This is a genomic window from Desulfovibrio sp. 7SRBS1, from assembly GCF_049723905.1.
Taxonomy (GTDB): Bacteria; Desulfobacterota; Desulfovibrionia; order Desulfovibrionales; family Desulfovibrionaceae.
In genome coordinates this window covers 4,019,857-4,037,038 of sequence record NZ_JBJKFD010000001.1, presented here as the reverse complement: position 1 = coordinate 4,037,038, position 17,182 = coordinate 4,019,857, and the positions used below count along the sequence as shown (strand labels likewise).

At 58.1% G+C, this 17,182-nt stretch carries 16 protein-coding genes; 3 read left to right on the top strand and 13 right to left on the bottom strand.

The genetic code is table 11. The features are described from left to right. Positions 1–729, bottom strand: coding sequence for a CerR family C-terminal domain-containing protein (locus ACI0FJ_RS17825; protein ID WP_424305629.1), 729 nt, complete (start codon positions 727–729; stop codon positions 1–3). Positions 730–983: 254 nt separating this feature from the next. Here ACI0FJ_RS17825 and ACI0FJ_RS17820 point away from each other — a divergent pair, with 254 nt between their 5' ends. Next, a complete protein-coding gene (locus ACI0FJ_RS17820) occupies positions 984–1,988 on the top strand; it encodes a M20/M25/M40 family metallo-hydrolase (RefSeq protein ID WP_424305627.1) in 1,005 nt (334 codons plus the stop codon). 111 nt (positions 1,989–2,099) lie between these two features. Here the strand turns inward: ACI0FJ_RS17820 and ACI0FJ_RS17815 are convergent, their stop codons facing one another. Beyond that, a complete protein-coding gene (locus ACI0FJ_RS17815; RefSeq protein WP_424305625.1) occupies positions 2,100–2,945 on the bottom strand; it encodes a hypothetical protein in 846 nt (281 codons plus the stop codon). 371 nt (positions 2,946–3,316) lie between these two features. On the opposite strand from ACI0FJ_RS17815, the gene nhaA reads away from it, so the two are divergent. Next, complete coding sequence (nhaA, locus tag ACI0FJ_RS17810; RefSeq protein ID WP_424305623.1) at positions 3,317–4,678, top strand: Na+/H+ antiporter NhaA; 1,362 nt, start codon at positions 3,317–3,319, stop codon at positions 4,676–4,678. Between the two features lie 149 nt (positions 4,679–4,827). Here the strand turns inward: nhaA and ACI0FJ_RS17805 are convergent, their stop codons facing one another. Together ACI0FJ_RS17805 and ACI0FJ_RS17800 are read right to left on the bottom strand one after the other, a co-directional pair. Next, entirely contained in the window at positions 4,828–5,490 is a 663-nt protein-coding gene (locus tag ACI0FJ_RS17805; protein WP_424305621.1) for a histidine phosphatase family protein, read from the bottom strand. Beyond that, positions 5,487–6,077, bottom strand: coding sequence for a peptidylprolyl isomerase (locus tag ACI0FJ_RS17800; RefSeq protein ID WP_424305619.1), 591 nt, complete (start codon positions 6,075–6,077; stop codon positions 5,487–5,489). Before ACI0FJ_RS17800 ends, ACI0FJ_RS17805 begins: the two co-directional genes overlap by 4 nt. Before the next feature lie 199 nt (positions 6,078–6,276). Here ACI0FJ_RS17800 and ACI0FJ_RS17795 point away from each other — a divergent pair, with 199 nt between their 5' ends. Beyond that, positions 6,277–7,506: a PP2C family protein-serine/threonine phosphatase gene (locus ACI0FJ_RS17795; protein WP_424305617.1), complete on the top strand. Its 1,230-nt coding sequence runs from the start codon at positions 6,277–6,279 to the stop codon at positions 7,504–7,506. A 3-nt stretch (positions 7,507–7,509) separates the two neighbouring features. Here the strand turns inward: ACI0FJ_RS17795 and ACI0FJ_RS17790 are convergent, their stop codons facing one another. The 9 genes from ACI0FJ_RS17790 to ACI0FJ_RS17750 form a co-directional block, all read right to left on the bottom strand. Next, the gene (locus tag ACI0FJ_RS17790) at positions 7,510–7,860 is read right to left on the bottom strand and encodes an STAS domain-containing protein (protein WP_424305615.1); all 351 of its coding nucleotides are present in this window, start codon (positions 7,858–7,860) and stop codon (positions 7,510–7,512) included. Positions 7,861–7,937: 77 nt separating this feature from the next. Then, on the bottom strand, positions 7,938–9,071 hold the full coding sequence (locus ACI0FJ_RS17785; RefSeq protein WP_424305613.1) for a pyridoxal-phosphate-dependent aminotransferase family protein: 1,134 nt from the start codon (positions 9,069–9,071) through the stop codon (positions 7,938–7,940). 233 nt (positions 9,072–9,304) lie between these two features. Further along, positions 9,305–9,934: a hypothetical protein gene (locus ACI0FJ_RS17780; protein WP_424305611.1), complete on the bottom strand. Its 630-nt coding sequence runs from the start codon at positions 9,932–9,934 to the stop codon at positions 9,305–9,307. A gap of 247 nt (positions 9,935–10,181) precedes the next feature. Next, entirely contained in the window at positions 10,182–10,472 is a 291-nt protein-coding gene (locus ACI0FJ_RS17775) for a hypothetical protein (protein WP_424305610.1), read from the bottom strand. 9 nt (positions 10,473–10,481) lie between these two features. Beyond that, positions 10,482–11,672 carry a substrate-binding domain-containing protein gene (locus ACI0FJ_RS17770; protein ID WP_424305608.1) on the bottom strand — a complete coding sequence of 397 codons (1,191 nt, stop codon included), beginning with the start codon at positions 11,670–11,672 and terminating at the stop codon, positions 10,482–10,484. 49 nt (positions 11,673–11,721) lie between these two features. Beyond that, on the bottom strand, positions 11,722–12,060 hold the full coding sequence (locus ACI0FJ_RS17765; RefSeq protein ID WP_424305606.1) for a cupin domain-containing protein: 339 nt from the start codon (positions 12,058–12,060) through the stop codon (positions 11,722–11,724). Positions 12,061–12,107: 47 nt separating this feature from the next. Continuing rightward, positions 12,108–13,199: a hypothetical protein gene (locus ACI0FJ_RS17760; protein WP_424305604.1), complete on the bottom strand. Its 1,092-nt coding sequence runs from the start codon at positions 13,197–13,199 to the stop codon at positions 12,108–12,110. Between the two features lie 87 nt (positions 13,200–13,286). Next, complete coding sequence (locus ACI0FJ_RS17755; protein ID WP_424305602.1) at positions 13,287–16,229, bottom strand: NAD-glutamate dehydrogenase domain-containing protein; 2,943 nt, start codon at positions 16,227–16,229, stop codon at positions 13,287–13,289. Positions 16,230–16,370: 141 nt separating this feature from the next. After that, a complete protein-coding gene (locus ACI0FJ_RS17750; RefSeq protein ID WP_424305600.1) occupies positions 16,371–17,102 on the bottom strand; it encodes a Tfp pilus assembly protein PilF in 732 nt (243 codons plus the stop codon). Between the last annotated feature and the right edge of the window lie 80 nt (positions 17,103–17,182).

Here is a 17,182-nt window from a genome sequence, read left to right as displayed (position 1 = left end):
CTACTTTTTATCTGGATCGGGCAGGCCGAGAAGGCGAATCCCCATAAGGGCGACCTCCTCCATTACCATGCTCACCCCTTCTGTGCCGTAGTCTTCCCTGCCCAGCTTGCGCAGCACGTCAACGCGGCACATGCCCCAGGTGAGACACAGATTGAGCAGGGCATGGGAGGTGATGGTGTTTTCGGACGTTCCCACCGGCTTGTCCGTTGCCGCGGCCACCAGACGGCACATGGCATTATGGATTTCGTAGATATACCCGTCGTAAATACGAGTGTAGACCGGGGACTGCTGCAGGGATTCGCGCTGGATGAGCATGGTGTCCCAGTCGCAGCCTTCATAGACAAGTGCGGCCTGGACCATGGCGCGTATCAGCACCTTGGTGCCGCGAGCCAATGCCACTCTGTCGTTGCCCGAGGCGGCAATGGTCTTGTCCAACTGCTCGATGAGCGGGTCGGCCAGGGCCCGGACGCTGGTGATGAGTTCGTCCACCACAGAGTCGAGCAACCCCTGCTTGCTGCCGAAATGATAGTTGACCGCCGCCACATTGGCCCCTGCCTCCGCCGCAAGGGTGCGGATGCCGGTTCCATGATAGCCGTGCAAGGCGAAAAGCCGCAATCCGGCCTTGAGAATGCGTGCGCGGGTTTCCTCACCGCGTGCGTTCTGCTGTTCCGAATCGGGCGATTTCTGGCCTTCCTTGCGGGAAATTACGTCCGTACGGGCACTTTCCATAGTTTTCTCTCCGTCCTCGTAGGTTACGCTTTACTATTTTCCCCCTTTAAATCGAACGCCGGAGTTAGTCAATCATTCGTTTGAAATATTCGATTCAATCATTACATTATCAGATTGATTACACATTTCATTCTGCCAAACTGCTCAAAAAATGCGAAAACGAGCCTTGAGTTTTTTCAGGCACCGACGCTGTCGTGCCTTTGTCGGCAGCCTGGTCTTATTTGCTTTCCCCGGCCGCTAAGGTACACAAAGGCATGAAGACCAACCCTGCCCGCCTTTTCGCCCGTTTCCATGTCCATTCAAAGATTCTTTTGCTGTGTCTCGCCCTTTGCATGGTGGTCCCTCCGGCCTGCTCGTCCCGAAAGAACGGGGCATTGCAATACGACCCGCAAACAGGCTTCAACACCAGTGCCCGGCTCCAGGCCCACATAAAGGCCCTGGTCGCCATCGGCCCGCGCTGTCTGGAAAAAAAGGGATCGCTGACACGCGCCGCAAACTACATCGGCGCCCAATTGCGGGCCATGGGGTACTCTGTGCAGCAGGAGGCCTTTCCCAGCCATGGGCAGCAGGTGACCAATATAGAGGTGGTCAAACACGGAGGGCTGAACTACCGCGAATCCGTTGTGGCGGTGGCCCATTACGATACGGTGAAACAGACTCCCGGCGCGGACGACAACGGTTCGGGCGTGGCCGCTCTGCTGGAAATAGCCCGGTTGGCCCAGCTGCAAAACTTCAAGCGCAGCCTGCGCTTCGTCTTTACGGTCAACGAGGAACTGCCGGGCAGACGCGGCAAGGAAAAAGGCGCTGTGCGACGGGCACGGCAGGCGCGGACGCAACGGGAAAAAGTGCATGCCGTTCTGGTTGTGGACAGCGTGGGATATTATGCCGACGCTCCGGCCAGCCAGAATTCCACCGTGCTCAACGAATTTGCCACGGACAAAGGCAATTTTCTGGCCTTTGTCACCCTGAACAGAAAAAACAACAAAGCCATTCTGCCCGTAGTTGCCCAATACTTTTCCGAAAAAAGCCCCCTGCCCGTACGCACCGCCGCCCTGGGCTGGGGCAGCTGGCCCTATTATTCCGACCTGAGGCCGTTTACGGACATGGGCTACACCACGGTTCTGGCCACGGATACCGGGCCTTTGCGCAATCCGCATTACCACAAGGACTCAGACACGCCAGAGACACTGGACGCCAAACGGCTGGTTGAAGCCACCCAGGGGGTGGCAGGCGTGCTCTACGGCCTGGCTTTGGAATAATGCGCACGGACCAGTCGATTATGAAAAGATTGGGCTGACCGTTTTCGCCCGGCGTCCGGCTAGGCGTCCGGTTCAGACGTCCTGTTCAATCTTCGGGCTCAATCTTTGGGCTCAATCTTCGGGGCTTGCGTAAAACTTGTTGTAAATCAGGGTCAGGCTCAGGGCGAACAGGGTGGCGCTCACCCCGATAATGACGTTGTAATAGCCCGGCGCCGTCAAGGACAGACGCAACAGCAGGGTTGAGACCGCATAGCCCGAGTTGCGCAGCACCGCATGAAACGACGGCAAAAACTGCTGGGAGATGAGGACCAGCAGGATGTCGCTGAAAATAAGCACGGTGTAGAAGGCTTCGAAAAAATGAAACGGCTTCTGCCCCTGCAGAACCAGCAGCCCGTTGTACACTCCCAACCCGGCAAATCCTATCACCAGGGCCAGGGAAACCATTTTCTTGGAAGCCACGAATTTGTACCGGGTCTCACCGCTCATGACCGCAGTTTGCCTTATGGCACGCGAATAGATTCCCAGCAGCAAAAAGATGATCAACGCGCCCACACCATCGGCAAGGATATTCCAGGCCGTGTCCAGATTTCCGGCCAGTGTGACCGGCTCGGGCAGTACCACAAGCTCCTTGAACGACTCGCGCAGAAAAATAAGGGCAAGTATTTCCAACTGCTTGGCCACGGCTTTGGATACGGAACAGGGCAGCACGAAAATAAGGCCTATCACCTCCATTATCAGCACCAGGGTAAAGGCGAGGTCCACCGCGTAGAAATGCCGGGTCGGCACCACAGCGGCCCAGGACGGGGGCAGAAGCCCCTGCCGGTTCAACTCTATCCCCACCAGGGAGGCCAGAAAAACCATCATCAGCCCCCCGGCCACTTTCTGCTGTACTTCCTTTTTTTCCCAAAAGGCATGCAGGGGGTCGAACATATAGGTGGCAGCTTCGTATATTTTCATAGGAAAGACTCTCCGCAGAAGGTGAAAAAGAAAAACAGGCCCAATCTATCCCCGGTGTATCACAAAGCAGGTACACAGAGCACGTTCAGAGTATGCCGAACTCGCGTAAAAACAAATATCCCAAACTCCCCATTACAGAACGAATACACCGTCTTTTCCGGCCAGCCACCGAAAAAACCGTACCCAGGCCGACAAAAAAAGAAGAATACGTTGACGTTTGCCCCAGCCCAGTTATCGTGCAGTTGTCTACGATTCGGGCAACCTTTTGCAAATCCCGCAATCTCTATGGTATTCGTACTCCTAGCCGTGTTTGCAACAAAAGCACAACCACCACGGTTTTCCGTTTTATTTCATGCGCACAAGGAGCCGCCATGTCTTCCAACAATAAATCCGGACACGATTTCTGGGAACCGCCGGTCATCGAGCGCGTTCTCTCCCCCATACGGGAGTTCATGGAGGTGGAGGCCTCCAGCGGCTTTACGCTCATGGCCTGCCTGGCCGTGGCCCTGGTCTGGGCCAACTCGGGCTGGGCCCCTCTGTACGACGCGCTCTGGAATACCCGCCTGAGTGTGGGGCTGGGCGAAACCCCGCTTTCCAAGCCTCTCATACTCTGGATCAACGACGGCCTCATGGCCATTTTCTTCTTTCTGGTGGGGCTGGAAATAAAGCGGGAGGTCCTGGTGGGGGAACTCAACTCCCTGCGCGCCGCCGCCCTTCCCGTGGCCGCGGCCGTGGGGGGCATGGTTGTGCCCGCTCTCATCTTCGCCCTGCTCAACCACGGCCAGCCCGGTATTGCCGGGTGGGGAATCCCCATGGCCACGGACATCGCCTTTGCCCTGGGCATTCTGGCCCTGTTGGGCGATCGGGTTCCGGTCAGCCTCAAGGTATTTCTCACGGCGGTCGCCATTGTCGACGACATCGGCGCGGTGCTGGTTATCGCCCTGTTCTACACCTCGCACATCTCCCTGGTATACCTGGCAGCGGGCGCAGCCCTGGTCATCGGCATGGCCGTGCTCAACCTCTCGGGCCTGCGCGCCACGCAGGTCTATCTGGTGATAACCGCCGTGGTCTGGTTCTGCGTGCTCAAATCCGGCATCCATGCCACCATTGCGGGGGTGGTCTGCGCCATGATCATCCCGGCGCGCGCCTGCCCCGATCTGGACTTTTCGGCCTGGGCCCGGCTGCTCATAGACCGCTATGAAAAAAACCACATTCCCGCGAGGAGCATCCTGAACAACAAGAAACAGCTGGAAGCCCTGCACGAGCTGGAAATAGCCTGCAAAAAAGCCGATGCCCCGCTCATCCGTCTGGAACACGGGCTCCACCCCTGGGTGGCCTTTATGGTGATGCCGATTTTCGCCCTGGCCAATGCAGGCGTTCAGATTTCCGGGAGCATGCTTCCCGGACTTGCCGACGCCCTCCCCCTGGGCATCATCGGAGGTCTCATCGTGGGCAAGCAGATCGGCGTAACCCTGGGCGCACTGCTGGCCATACGCCTGGGCTGGGCCAGCCTGCCGCAGGGGATGAACACGCGCCATCTGTACGGCGCCAGCTGGCTGGCGGGTATAGGCTTTACCATGTCCATCTTCATTGCCAACCTGGCACTGCCGGGCGACGGCGCAGCCCTGGAAACAGCCAAGTTTGCCATCCTGTGCGCCTCCCTGCTGGCCGGAGTGGGGGGATTCCTCATCCTGCGCAGTGCGGGCAACGGTTCCGCACTGCCAGAAAGCTGAACAATCAAGCTGGATGGGCGTATTAAAAGGAAAAATGTGAAAAGGCTGGCGGAGAATAGCGGAAAATGACGGAAAATGACGGCTGAGAACGTAGAAGGTGATCGTTCGGCTGAAAGCACGCACCTCCAACAGAACGATCCACCCTTCCGTCAGCTGCGGATTTTTTTGGGAAGATGGGACACGTCGTACCCACCGAAAACCATGCCGCCCGCTCCGTTCGGCTGCACGGCCCACACACCGGCATTGGGAAGGTAGGCGGCCAGCCGAAACGCGCCGAAGCGGCGCATGGCCTTTGCCGTGGGTTCACGGTGGCCGGTCAGCAGCATCCAGGAAAGCAGCCGAAGAAACTTGCCGTGGCTGAACACCGCGGCAAATCCCTTGATGGCCTGAAACCTCTCAAGAACCTCGTTGGCCCGTTCCATGGCGTGGACAAAACTTTCCCCATCGCCATCCAGATAATGTGGATCACACCTTTTCCAATAGGCCTCCATGGCCGGACGCCTTTCCTCGGATGTGGTTCCCGCATAAAGCTCCGAATCGAGATAGGTGTATTCCTGCACCGGCCAGACTTCCACGGGAACATTCGGAAAACGCCGCATGGTGGGACGCGCCGTCTGAACGGTACGCACAAAAACGGAATGGACAATAAGATCCGGTGGCCGCTCGAACCTTTCGAACCGCTCGGCCAGGGCCTCGGCCTGCATCCGCCCCAGCTGCGTAAGAGCCGAGGTTGCGGGACTTACCGTCACCATCCCCGCATTGGAAACGCTCTGGCCGTGGCGAATGCCCCAGATGAGCGGCTCCTGGCTCACTTGGCATCCCCCATCACATACGCCTTGGTAATGACCACGGGCGTGGTGGGTACATCGCGGTAATGCCCTGCGGACTGCGTGGGCACCGAGGCGATCCTGTCCACAATATTCATGCCGTCCAGCACCTTGCCGAACACGCAATACCCGTAGCCGTTGCGCGTGGCGGAGGTGAAGTTGAGGAAGTCGTTATCCTTGAGGTTGATGAAAAACTGGTTGGTGGCGCTGTGCGGCTCGTTTGTCCGGGCCATGGCCAGGGTGCCCCGATTGTTGGGCACGTCGAGCCGGGCTTCGTTGGCAATGGGCTGATGGGTCTGCACCCGTTGCATGGAGGGGGTGAAACCCCCGCCCTGGATCATGAATCCGCTGATCACCCGATGGAAGATCGTGCCGTCGTATTTGCCTTCGCGCACGTACTGCAGAAAGTTGTCCACAGTTTTTGGTGCCTTGTCCGCAAAACATTCCACCAGAATTTTTCCCATGCTCGTTTCCAGAACAACCTTCGGATTGTTCGCTTGTGCACGGGCGGATTGAACAAAAGCGGGAACAAGCAGGCAACACGCCAGAACAAGACAAGCAATACGTTTCATATCTTTCCTCTGCAAAAATGAATGTCCGCCGCAAATACGGCGGTATGATTCCGCATCCGCCCTCCCGGTCTTCAAACCACCAAAGGGCGATCACCAGACGAATAAAACAACGAACATATACAAAGACGAAATATCATTGTATTCGCAAGACAATCTTCTACATTAAACAAAGATCAAGGCAACCTCGGAGTTTTCCTACATGTCCTCAGTGCCAGCCAAGCATGTCCTTGTGGTGGACAACGACCTGAGCACCAGGATTCTGCTGGAGCGTCAGATTTCTCCATCAATGGGCTTTCGGGTCGTCTTTGCCGATTCCGGGGAACAGGCACTCCAGGCCATCCGGGAATCCCGTCCCGAGCTGATCATATTGGATTTCTACCTGCCGGACATGGCCGGTCTGGAGCTGGTCCGCACCATCCGCCGGGACTATGCGCTGGATGAACTCCCCATCCTTATTCTGAGCACCTCCAGCGACATCGACCTGCGTGTGCAGGCCTTTGAAGCCGGAGCAAACGACGTGCTGACCAAGCCGCACCAAAAGGCCGAACTTCTGGCCCGCCTCCGCAACCTGTACCGCATGACCTCCATGACGCGCGAGCTGGAAGAACGCAGCAAGCGCCTGTCCGAGGAATTGTACCTTGCCCGCCACGTGCAGAAACAATTGCTGCCCCGCAGTTTCAACTTTCAGGGATTGACCACCAACGCCCTGTACCGTGCGCACGACGACGTGGGCGGCGATTTTTACGATGCCTGGGAAGAAAACGAGGAAGTCCACCTGGTTATGGGCGATATTTCCGGCCACGGCACGTCATCGGCCATGCTCATGGCGGTGTGCAAGGGGCTGCTGGCGTCGTTTGCCCATTCGCCCCATCCGCTGGAGGAACGCCTTACCCGCATGAACTCCATCCTGTACGAAACCATGGATTCCGGCGGGCTGGATATGTACGTCACCATGGTCTACGCATGCGTCAGCCCCACGCGCCAGTATGTCCACCTCATTTCCGCCGGCCACGCGCCCACATACATCGTGGCCAAGGATCGTACCGAGGTGATTACCGCCACCTGCCCCGCCCTGGCCATTTTGCCGAGTATTGAATGCAAGGGCGTCACCAGAAAGCTTCTGCCCGGCAACACCCTGCTGCTGCTCACCGACGGGCTGCTCGAACTGCGCCGCAACGGCGAGATGTTCGGGGAAGGACACATGCTCAAGTCCCTGAACAAGGAATCCCCTCCCGGCGTGCTCATCTGCTCCCTGGTCCATGCCGCGCTCAATTTTTCCGGGGGAGTCGTCAACGACGACGTCGCCGTGCTGGCCGTGCAGCGTTCCGACTTCCGCCACGCCAAAAAAACATCCCCGCAAAACCAAGAGGTCCGCGGGGATGTGGGGGATGTCGTTGTTTGCGGGCTTCCGCCCAATCGGGATTTCTAGGGGCTAATCGCCCGCAGCGGCAGCCAGTGCCTGCTCCCGTTTTTCGTACACCTGAAAGATGGTGTTCAGCGTCACCACGCTTATAATCTTCTTCACGTAGGGGTGCAGCTCGCACAGGATAAGAGCGTTTCCGGTCCGCCCCTGAATATCCTTGTTTACCGCAACCAGGGCGCCTATGGCCTTGCTGTCCATGAAACCAACGTCTTCCAGGTCCAGAACGAGCTTGTCCACGCCTTCCTCCTGGGCCGCTTTCTGAAGCTGGTCCCGGATTCCGGCGCAGTTGGTGTAGTCCACTTCAGGTTCATCAATAACCGCCAAAAGGATACCGCCTTGTCTGGAAAAGTCGACACTCATCGTCTACTCCTCGCCTGTTTCGCTCTCCGCGTTACATGCCGCAAGTACGCAGGCCGGGCGGCCCCGGAAAAAAGGAACTACAGTTTTGCCAGCTCCTCTTGCAGCACCTTGAGATATTCACCCAGCATTTCCGGGCTGATATCACCCATATGCCCTATCCGAAAACACAGCCGCTTGCCCGCTTCCTCCTGACGCTTGTTCAGCTTGGAGTAGCCGGGATCGAACAAATACCCACGGGCCCGCATGTTTTCCTTGAGGCGCTTGAGCGACTCGAAATCCATGCCCTCGGGGGCCGATACGCCGGTAGCCGTGGGGGAACGGAAACCTTCTTCCGCAAACGGATCAACACCGTCCACCGATTCCAGCCAGGCCTGCGTCTGATCGCGCATGGCCTCGTGCCGGGCAAACCGTTCGGCAATGCCTTCCTGGTTTACTATATAATCCAGCTGCAGGGCCATCTGGTTCAGCAGCGTGGTGTTGGGCGTGGTCAGGGTCTGGTTTACCCTGGCCTTTTCCACCTGCGAAAGAATGTCCGTGGTGTATCCGCGGTTGTCTACCTTGCGGGCCTTTTCCAGGGCTTCCTGGCTGACGAAACCGATGCCGAACCCGGCAGGCAGTCCCAGGCTTTTCTGCGTGGCCGTGCAGTACATGGCGGGGCCGGCCTCGTCCAAACGGATGTCCGCGCCGCCGAAAATGCTCACACCGTCCACAATGGGCATTGCCCCGAACTTGCGCGCCAGGGCGCACAGTGGGACGATGTCGTTGACAACGCCCGTGGATGTTTCGTTATGCGTCAGCGTCACCACGGTCGGGCCGTACTCTGCCAGGGCGTCTTCCAGCACGTCCAGGTCCACGGGTTTTCCGGGTTCGAACTTCAGAAGCACCGCATCCTTGCCGTTGAAACGGGTAAGTTTGTGGAAAAGCTCGCCGAACGCGCCCACGCTCACGTTCAAGACACATTCATCCTCCCCCACCAGGGAGCGCATGGCCGCTTCCATGGAGGTAGTGCCGGAACCGTTGAATAAAATGGGCTCGTAGTCCTCGGTTCGGGCAATCTTTTTCAAATTTTCCATGATGGGGACAAAGCGCTTGGCCCCTTCCGAGTCGCGGTGGCCAAATTCGGGCAGGGAACCCGCCCGGCGGACTTCCTCACGCAGATGCGTGGGGCCGGTGATCATCAATGTGAGATCTACAAATTCAGTAGGATTCATGCGCGTACCGCCTCTCGAAGAATAAGGGAAAAAAAGGGACCAGCCGTTCAGAGGGGGGCTTGGTCCCTGTATGGGTATAGTATGGTTCATCGACAAATGTCCAGAAGCCCATGGCTGGCGAGCTTCTGCCTGCAGCGGCTGCTGCGGCCCCGAGGCGGTTGGCCAGGCGGTTGGCCAGCCGGTTTTGCCAGAAGGTTGGCCAGACGATTGGGCAGACGGTTTTGCCGAGGCTGCTATTGCTTGTCGAAAACCTGCCCCAGCCTGTTCACAAGCATGGATTCGAGATACGGAGCACAGGCCGAAACCGGGCAGTTGGGAACTTCCTTGCTCTGCCCCTTCCACGACCCGGAATACAGCACGGCCTTTTTGCCGCTTTGCAGGTCGTGCACCACAAGGTGCAGCCGGTCCGAGCAGTACGAGCCCTCGGGATGCAGGCTGGAGGCTCCTCCCACCTGGACGTACGAGAAGGCGGGCACCGCGTACCCCTCCCAGGGGGAATAGGCCGGAGAAAGCCAGTCCGAAGCGCTGTCTTCAATGTCGCCGATCATCTGGTTGGTCGGGTCCAGGCTGATGAGATGGGCCTCAATGACATACCGAGCGCCGTCCCCGCCTGCCACATACTTGTAGCCCAACGATTCCAGCACCTTTATGCCTTCGCGCTCAAAGGGCATGACCAAGGCGTCTTCGGTCTGGGGCGAGCCGCCGCCGTTGATGAGGTCGTAGTTCTTCACCCGCAGGTCGAACCCGGCTCCCGCCTGGGGAACGAAGTCGGCCAGGGATTTCAGCTCGAAATTTCTTGTTCCGCCGCAACCGGCCAGTCCCAGAGAGACCAGCAGACATACAATCCAAATCCGCATACGCATATCCCGCTCCCTTACGCCTGTATTACGGCCGCCACATTGCACCACCCGGTCCGAAACACCCTGGACCGAAGGCGCAACAACGGCATTTTGCACCGACAGTTCGCCCTAACAGTTCGCCTGACAGTTCGCCTGGCAGTTCGCCTGGCAGTTCGCCTGGCAGTTCGCCTGGCAGTTCGCCTGACAGTTCGCCTGACATTTGGCCCCTTCACCACGAAGGGACCGCTCAAATTTTCCGGAAAAACAGTGGCTACTTGCGAACCCAGCCAGCACTCTTCAGGCAGGATTCGTACAATCCCTGGCGCTGCTCGTCCATGTCGTAGTCCTCGACCTCGTCGACAATGTAGTTGTTGCCCATATCGCGTTCGTTGTTGGCAATTCTGGGCAGCTGCATTTCGACCTGCGACTTGCAGTAGCTGCTGGCTTTGTCGAAAGCCTTGCTCATGGCCCTGCTGTCCGTGTAGGTGGGGTTGACCCAGGTGGGGCCGCAGCCGACAGCCAAAAGAAGAAGAGACGCGGCAAATGCAGTACGGAACATCATGGAGCCTTCCTATTGTTGGGGGAGGTTCGGGGTGGACGCGTGGCTGGAATCCTGTTCGCCGGGCAGGGAACAGGAACGCCTGGAGCTACGCAGGTTGAGAGAATCAATATTTTCCCAGTCGTATATCTGCGGACGGCCCATAATGACGAAGCCGTCCTCCTCTACGCGAAACGTTCCAAGACATCCGGCCCGGAACGTCTGTCCGGCATGTCCGTCGGTCTGGCCGGTATACACGGCATTCAGGGCGTACAACGTCAGATAGCCCAAATCGTGCGGCGGCCAGTAGATGACCCAGGGCACGGTGCCTTCATGTACGGCCTGGATAACGGAAGGCGCGGCCCCCACGCCGATGACCGCTGTTTTGTTGACCAGACGGAGGCTGTCCTGCGCGGCCTTTGCCGCAGCCTGCAGCCCCATGGGCGTGGTGCAGACAAGCACCTGGAGATCGGGATTGGCATTGATGAGATCCGCTGCCTCATCATAGCTTTGCTGGAATGTATCGTACCCGTAAACCACGTTCAGGCAGCGCAAACCCAAAAAAGGCGGACGCTCCATAAGGTTGAGCAGCCGCCGTACAAGCTTTTTCTGGTCCGAGGCCTTGGGGCCGCCGGCCAGGATGGCAATGGTGGCATGGGGTCCGCCAACCATCTGGGCCAGATGGAGCAGATCAAACGAGAGGAGGGAATGTTGTGCCGGTCTGATGTGCAGGGTTCTTGCGTCTTCGTCCACTTGGGAGTCGAAACTGACGACGCTGAGACCGGCCTTGCGGGCCTTTTTGCCCACGCGCGAAAGGGTCAGCCCGTCGTCCGCGGCAATGGCCAGCCCCTGGATGTGGTCCTGCAGGAGTTGCCCGACCAGCCGGGCCTGTGTTGCCGCATCCTGTTTTTCCGGCCCCTGGCAGGTGAAGCCCACGCCGAGCTCTTCGGCTGCCTGTTTTGCACCTGCGCAGACCTCGCGAAAATATGGATTGCCAGCCAGCTTGGCGACCATGGCGTAGCGCGGCTTGCCCGAAACAACACCGGAAGTTCCGGGAATGGAAGAGCCAGGCCCGGTGCCCAGACCAGCGCCATGTCCAGCACATCCGACCAGACCCAAAACGGCCAGCCCAAAGACGGCCACAACACAACACACCGCAGCGAGCCGTGTCGCTACGGCAGCAAATGGGGGCAGGTTCCGAAGAATGTTTCGGGTGAAGTGCATGAAATATCCGCCATGGGCGGGCCCATAAACAGAGCCCGCCCCAAAGGCATCAGCCCTCGGACGACTCGTTTTCCTCCACGGGCACAAAGTCGTACGGACCGACCCCCTGCACCAGGAAGAAGCGGCAGGACTTGTCGCCCGTGCATATAATCCGATGGGCCCGCTGCGCCTCGATGGGTGTGCGGTCTCCGGGCAGCAGCAATGCCCCGCCTGTGGGCCGTTCCAGTTCGATTTCCAATTCGCCGTCAAGGCATACGAGGGTTTCCGTCACATTGCTGTGATTGTGCCAAGGAGTAGTGTCTCCCGGCTCCAGGGTCATCTCGACCACACGAACATCGTCGGTCTGTATCAGAATATCCCGACGCAATACATTCTTGAATTCTTCCATGGAGTCCTTGTCCTTGATACAATCTGAACACGAGTAAGAGGCGCGGACTATTGTTTGTCCGTCGCCCGGGTCAATTCGGTGACGTTATCCTGGGTAAAGAACCCGGTGAAATCACCATACCTGTGAATATATTCATGAACGAGGAGCGTATTCGGACTCGGCTGGGAAAATGTCTGCTTCAGCCCTTCCCCGGGCGAGCCGACAAGTTCCACCAGAAAATCCATTCCGTTCTTTGCGAGTCCTTCGTACGTCTCCTCGATGTGTTCTGCTTGAAACGCTATATGATGAACCCGTGTTCCGTAATTATAAATATACTTCTCCGTGGGTCCGGATTCGGCAAGGCCTTCGAAAGGCTTGATCCCAGAAGTAAACACTTGCGCGTAATCGTCAAGTGACAGTCTCGCCACGTTGGTAATGGAGTTGAGCGATTCAACGTAGATGGCGAACTCGAACCTGTAGCTGGTAAGACGCATGAATTCAAGTATGGCCGGATCCCGATCCTGGGCGCGGACCCGCGTTGCGGAGTGGTCAAGGTAGGAGATGTTGTCCAGATAGGCAAGATCTGGTTTGGCAAAGGTCCAATCCAGCGCGAAAGCCCCGGGAACCGCGTACTCCCCCTCTTTGTCCAACCACTGGATAAAGCCCAGTGAATTGCCGGTATAAGCGGAGGGAGTGGTTTCCACATACAGAAAATTCGGCGTTTCAACCACGCCGTCCGTAAGGAACGTTACCCCGAGTTCGCTCTGAATGCGGTGGTACTCCCGCACGTCGCGGCATTTGTAGATGAATGTCTCCAGCCGGGTATCGGGCAGAGGATTGGCCTTGGGCCCCTTGTTCCAGGGACGAAAAGGATTTTCCCCGGACTTGCGGGAACGCACCAGAAAATCCGCGCTGCCATCAAGTTTGAGCACGCAGGTGGTAAAATGGTCGTCCTCGAACGCGCTATCGAACGACAGGCCGGTGGTGCCGAGAAATTCATCCACCGCGGCCCGGAGATTTTCAGGCTGGCAGTTGACGACAATGGCTTCCAGCCCCCCGGTAAGGCCTTCCAGTCCGGCTTTGCGCCGCTCTTCCGTCACCTTTTCCGCCTGCTCCCGAAGGCGCTCGTCCGAAGTATTCAAGGTTGGAGTTTCCGCCATATCGACCCTCCTGTTCGTTTGCGGCCGCCGGGGGAAACATTCCCCCCAGACAACCGTTGTTTTCAGGACATTCAGGCCGACAGTATATCACTCCAGCCCGAGTTTTTCCATGGTCAGATATTTGCGCCCGGCAGCCCGCAGAATACGGGCCAGCTCGTCCTTATCGGCCAAACGGCTGGCGGCAAGGCGTGCGCACATGGCGGCAACCCGCTTTTCCTGCTCAATATAGGCCAGAACAACATCCTGCACGTCCTTGACTTCCGTGACCGTGTCCACCCAGCGAAGGCCCTCGGAATAGACGATGCGCGCCCCGATAAAATGGGCGAGCAGCGCGCGCAGATGGCGTGCGGGTACCCTTTCGAAGATACGGTCCCTGTATTCATTGGCCAGAACCGGCGGACAATAGGCCAGGATGAGTTCGCGCATGGACCGACTTTCCAAAAAGTCGGCTCCGCGCACCTCCAAATGGGCGGCAACTCCGTCTGCCAGGTCGTTGATGGCCCGGGATATGTCGTGGGAAATGGGAGTAAGCGGCCGTTTTCCGCCGGACTGCTTGTACTCCCGGAACAACAGCCGGGCCTCGTCCCTGGCGCGCACGGCCAGGATATCGAGCACCTCGGCGACAAACCTGCGGCGTATGGCCTTGAACTCTTCCGCGCTCAAAGTGAGCCCGGCCAGAATTTCATACGAAGAGCAGATGACGCCCGTCTTGTTTGCGCTGGAGCCCTGGATGACGAGCACTCCGGCCTTTTCCAGCTCGGTCCTGGCCGGAGCGGAAATGAAGATGTTCGCCCCCTCCACGATGATGCGGCTGGAAGGTTCCCCGTTCACTCCAAGGAAGTTCTCCCAGTTCTCCATGTTGATGGTGTCCGGCCGACCGCCCGAGGGCATGAACACATCGGCGCTGACCGTATTGTGCAGCTGGTTGCGGATACGCACGTTTTCCGGCTTGTCCGCGGCAATCACCAGGGACTCGCCACCGGACAGCTTGGCGGGATCGAAATTGGAGATGCCCACTTCCGCGGCAATCAGGCGGCGCAGTTCGTCATGGTCCAGCCCCTGCGGATCATAGGCCGCGCCATGGCCGTCCGTGGCGCAGAGAATACGGGCATTTTTGCCGTAGCGGTTCATAAGGATGAGCATGGCATTGGAAGCCACATCCCCGCGCGTCCCCCCGGTCAGCTTAACGCTGAACGACTGGGTTTCCGGGTCGATGCCGATGAAACGCAGGGCCTCTTCCATGAAGACGATCACACCCAGGCTGGTCACGCCGTATTGCTTGTGGCTTATTCCGGTTTCCGGCTTGGAACTCATGAAGGCGGCCGGATAGTCGTAGCCCCGTTCCCCGGCCCGGCGCACAATCCAATTGATGTGCTCCGGCGTGATGTTCTCGTCCGGCCCCAGAAAGATGATCTCCCGTTCACCCAGATGGTCGCGCACCCCCGGCAGGGGCTTGCCGTCCGGTCCGACGACAATCAGGTCCAGGAAGGAGTTCACCATGCTCTTGACGCACAAATCCCGGTCGGCTTCCGGCCCCAGCAGCAGCACGGCCTTGGAACCGCCTTCGGGAATGTCCTTGTTCTTGTCCTGCTGGGTGCGGGCCAGGGCCGCGACTTCGTTGAACAGCCGGTTGGATTCCAACTCGAAACGCGACTGCGAATCCGTGGGCACCAAGCGTACGCCGCCCCGGGCCGTGTCGCGAAAGCGGACGTGAAATCCCAGGCAACGCGGGCCGTGAAAGAAGTAGATGCCAAACGGCTTTTCCCCGTCGATGGGTTCGTCGAGAAACTCGGGATTGAGACGAAAGGACAGGCCGAACCGGTCTTCCAGAAAATAGTTGGTGCGCAGGGTGTGGCGCACGAACTTGAGCATGGTGGAAAAGACACTCCGCTCGTCTTCCCTTGGCAGCTCCCGGATGGCGTCCAGCACGGCGTTCTCCGCCGACTCGGCTTCGCGGTCGCCCGCCTTGGGATACGGCTCGAAGCGGGCCTCGAAGCACTGCACCAGTTTGGCCGCCATGGTCGGATTGTTCAGGGCTGCCGCCACGATACGGTCCGAGGCGAACTTGTACAGATCGACCTTGATAAGGAACTGATGGGCGAACTCGCACATGGCCTGCAGCAACATGACGCGGCGCATGGGCCAGCCGTCGCGGTCGGAAAGAAGATCCAGGCCGTGCGGGGCCTTCCATTTGGTCATGCACAGTTCATCGCGTACCGCCTGCCAGCGCTCGGAGCTTTCCGTAAGGCACTCTTCGCTGCATTGGACGTAAAAACTGACCATCAGATATTCGCTCTCGCCATCATCGAAAATATCGGCATAGGCGCGGTCTATGTTGATGGCCTGGCGCGCCAGGATGCGCACCGCCAGCTGCAGCACGCCGGACTTGGGCGGCGCTGCCATGTTCAGGCAGATGCGCTCCACGCCGGGTTCAAAGCCGGGTTCCAGCGTGGCTTCCACGGATTCGCCGCCGCGCAACCGCTTGTAGGCGGCAAAATGGCGCAACGCCCTGCGCAGTTCGAACTTGTCCACATAGTCCTGGGATGCGGAGCGCAGAAAGGTCGAAAACTCCTTGCGCTCGGCTTCCGACAATTCCGCCTCCTGCCCCACCCGGCACACGGCCCGCCTGTAGGCCCCGCCACGCACGGCACAGGAAGCCTGCGGCGCAATGTACACATCGCTTATGCGGACCTTGTCGTCCTTGCTGGTGATGATACGAAGCGTCTGGATTTTCTGGGGTGTGAAACGATCCAGAATATCCAGCAGTTCCTTGATCCATTTTCCAGGGGTGATGTAGGTGAATGCGGTGCCGCACGGGCTTTGCAAAACCACGGTCTGGTCATCGCCGGTGAGCCTGCAGGAGATGAGCGCCTGCAGATGGCGGGCCTGCTCCTCTTTGCCGTGCGTACGGAAGTAATATTCAGGAAGATTTTCGTAAAACCAGGGCGCTATCTGTTTTGCCGCCTCGCCATAGTCGTGCCGGACGCGGGAGAGCATCCGTCCGAAATCGGGCCTCTTGTCGCTGGCCAAATCAAGCCTCCTCGAACGCTGATAGGTTTGCCGGATTATTACGTTGTGCCCACCTTCGCATTCTCAGTCAACAAGAGGTTTTTTGATTTTTATAAAGCGGCAAAAGCGGTAAGAAACTGTTCTGGAGGGAAAAAACCGTGGTCAGGATTTTACTTTTTTGTTCAAAAAACGTTGAAACTGGATGGCCTCTTCAAAGCACGGATTGATCTCCAAGGCATCCTTTAAAAATTCACAGGCCGGATCAACCTCGCCGTTTTCAAACGACGCCCGGGCCATGTTGTAATAGAGGTTTTCGTCCCCGTGTCCCAAATCCAGAGCCCGTGAATAAAACATCAGCGCCTGCTCGAACATATGGGATTTGCGCAGTTTTATGCCGAACTCGTTGAAAAGATGTTTGTGCTCCTCGCTGAAGGCCGCTTCCAGGTGGCTCAACCGGCGAAAAACCATATCGGCCATATCCTTGTCTTCGCGCTCCAAATAGACGAGCCCCAGCCCGAAGGTGGCCCGGATGTTCTCCTCATCCACGCGCAGGGCGTTCTTGTACTCCATCTCGGAGCTGTAGAGCTTGGCATTCTTACGGTAGCGCTCGGCCTTGGCTATGGTCTTGCCCAGGTCGCGCAATGCGGGGAAAACACTCTGGTGATAAAATTCGGGTTCGGGAACGTAGGTGGCAATAAAATCTTCAAACCCGACTTCCTTGAGTGGGCCGGAAGGAACATTGTTCTCGTTGATGAACTGAACCGCAACGGTATCTTCGCTACGCTGTTCCGCGTACACGTAGACCTTGTTCTTAATGCGCTTCTTCGTCGCCCCGAAACCGGCTGTAGAGCTGACTTCGGAAGAAAAGGCACCATGGACTATTGTATATTCCATGGTATTTTTTCCGGTGGCATGCGATGCCATAATTTCCCCGGCTGTTCACATCTAAAGAATAGGGACCACCCATTACCATA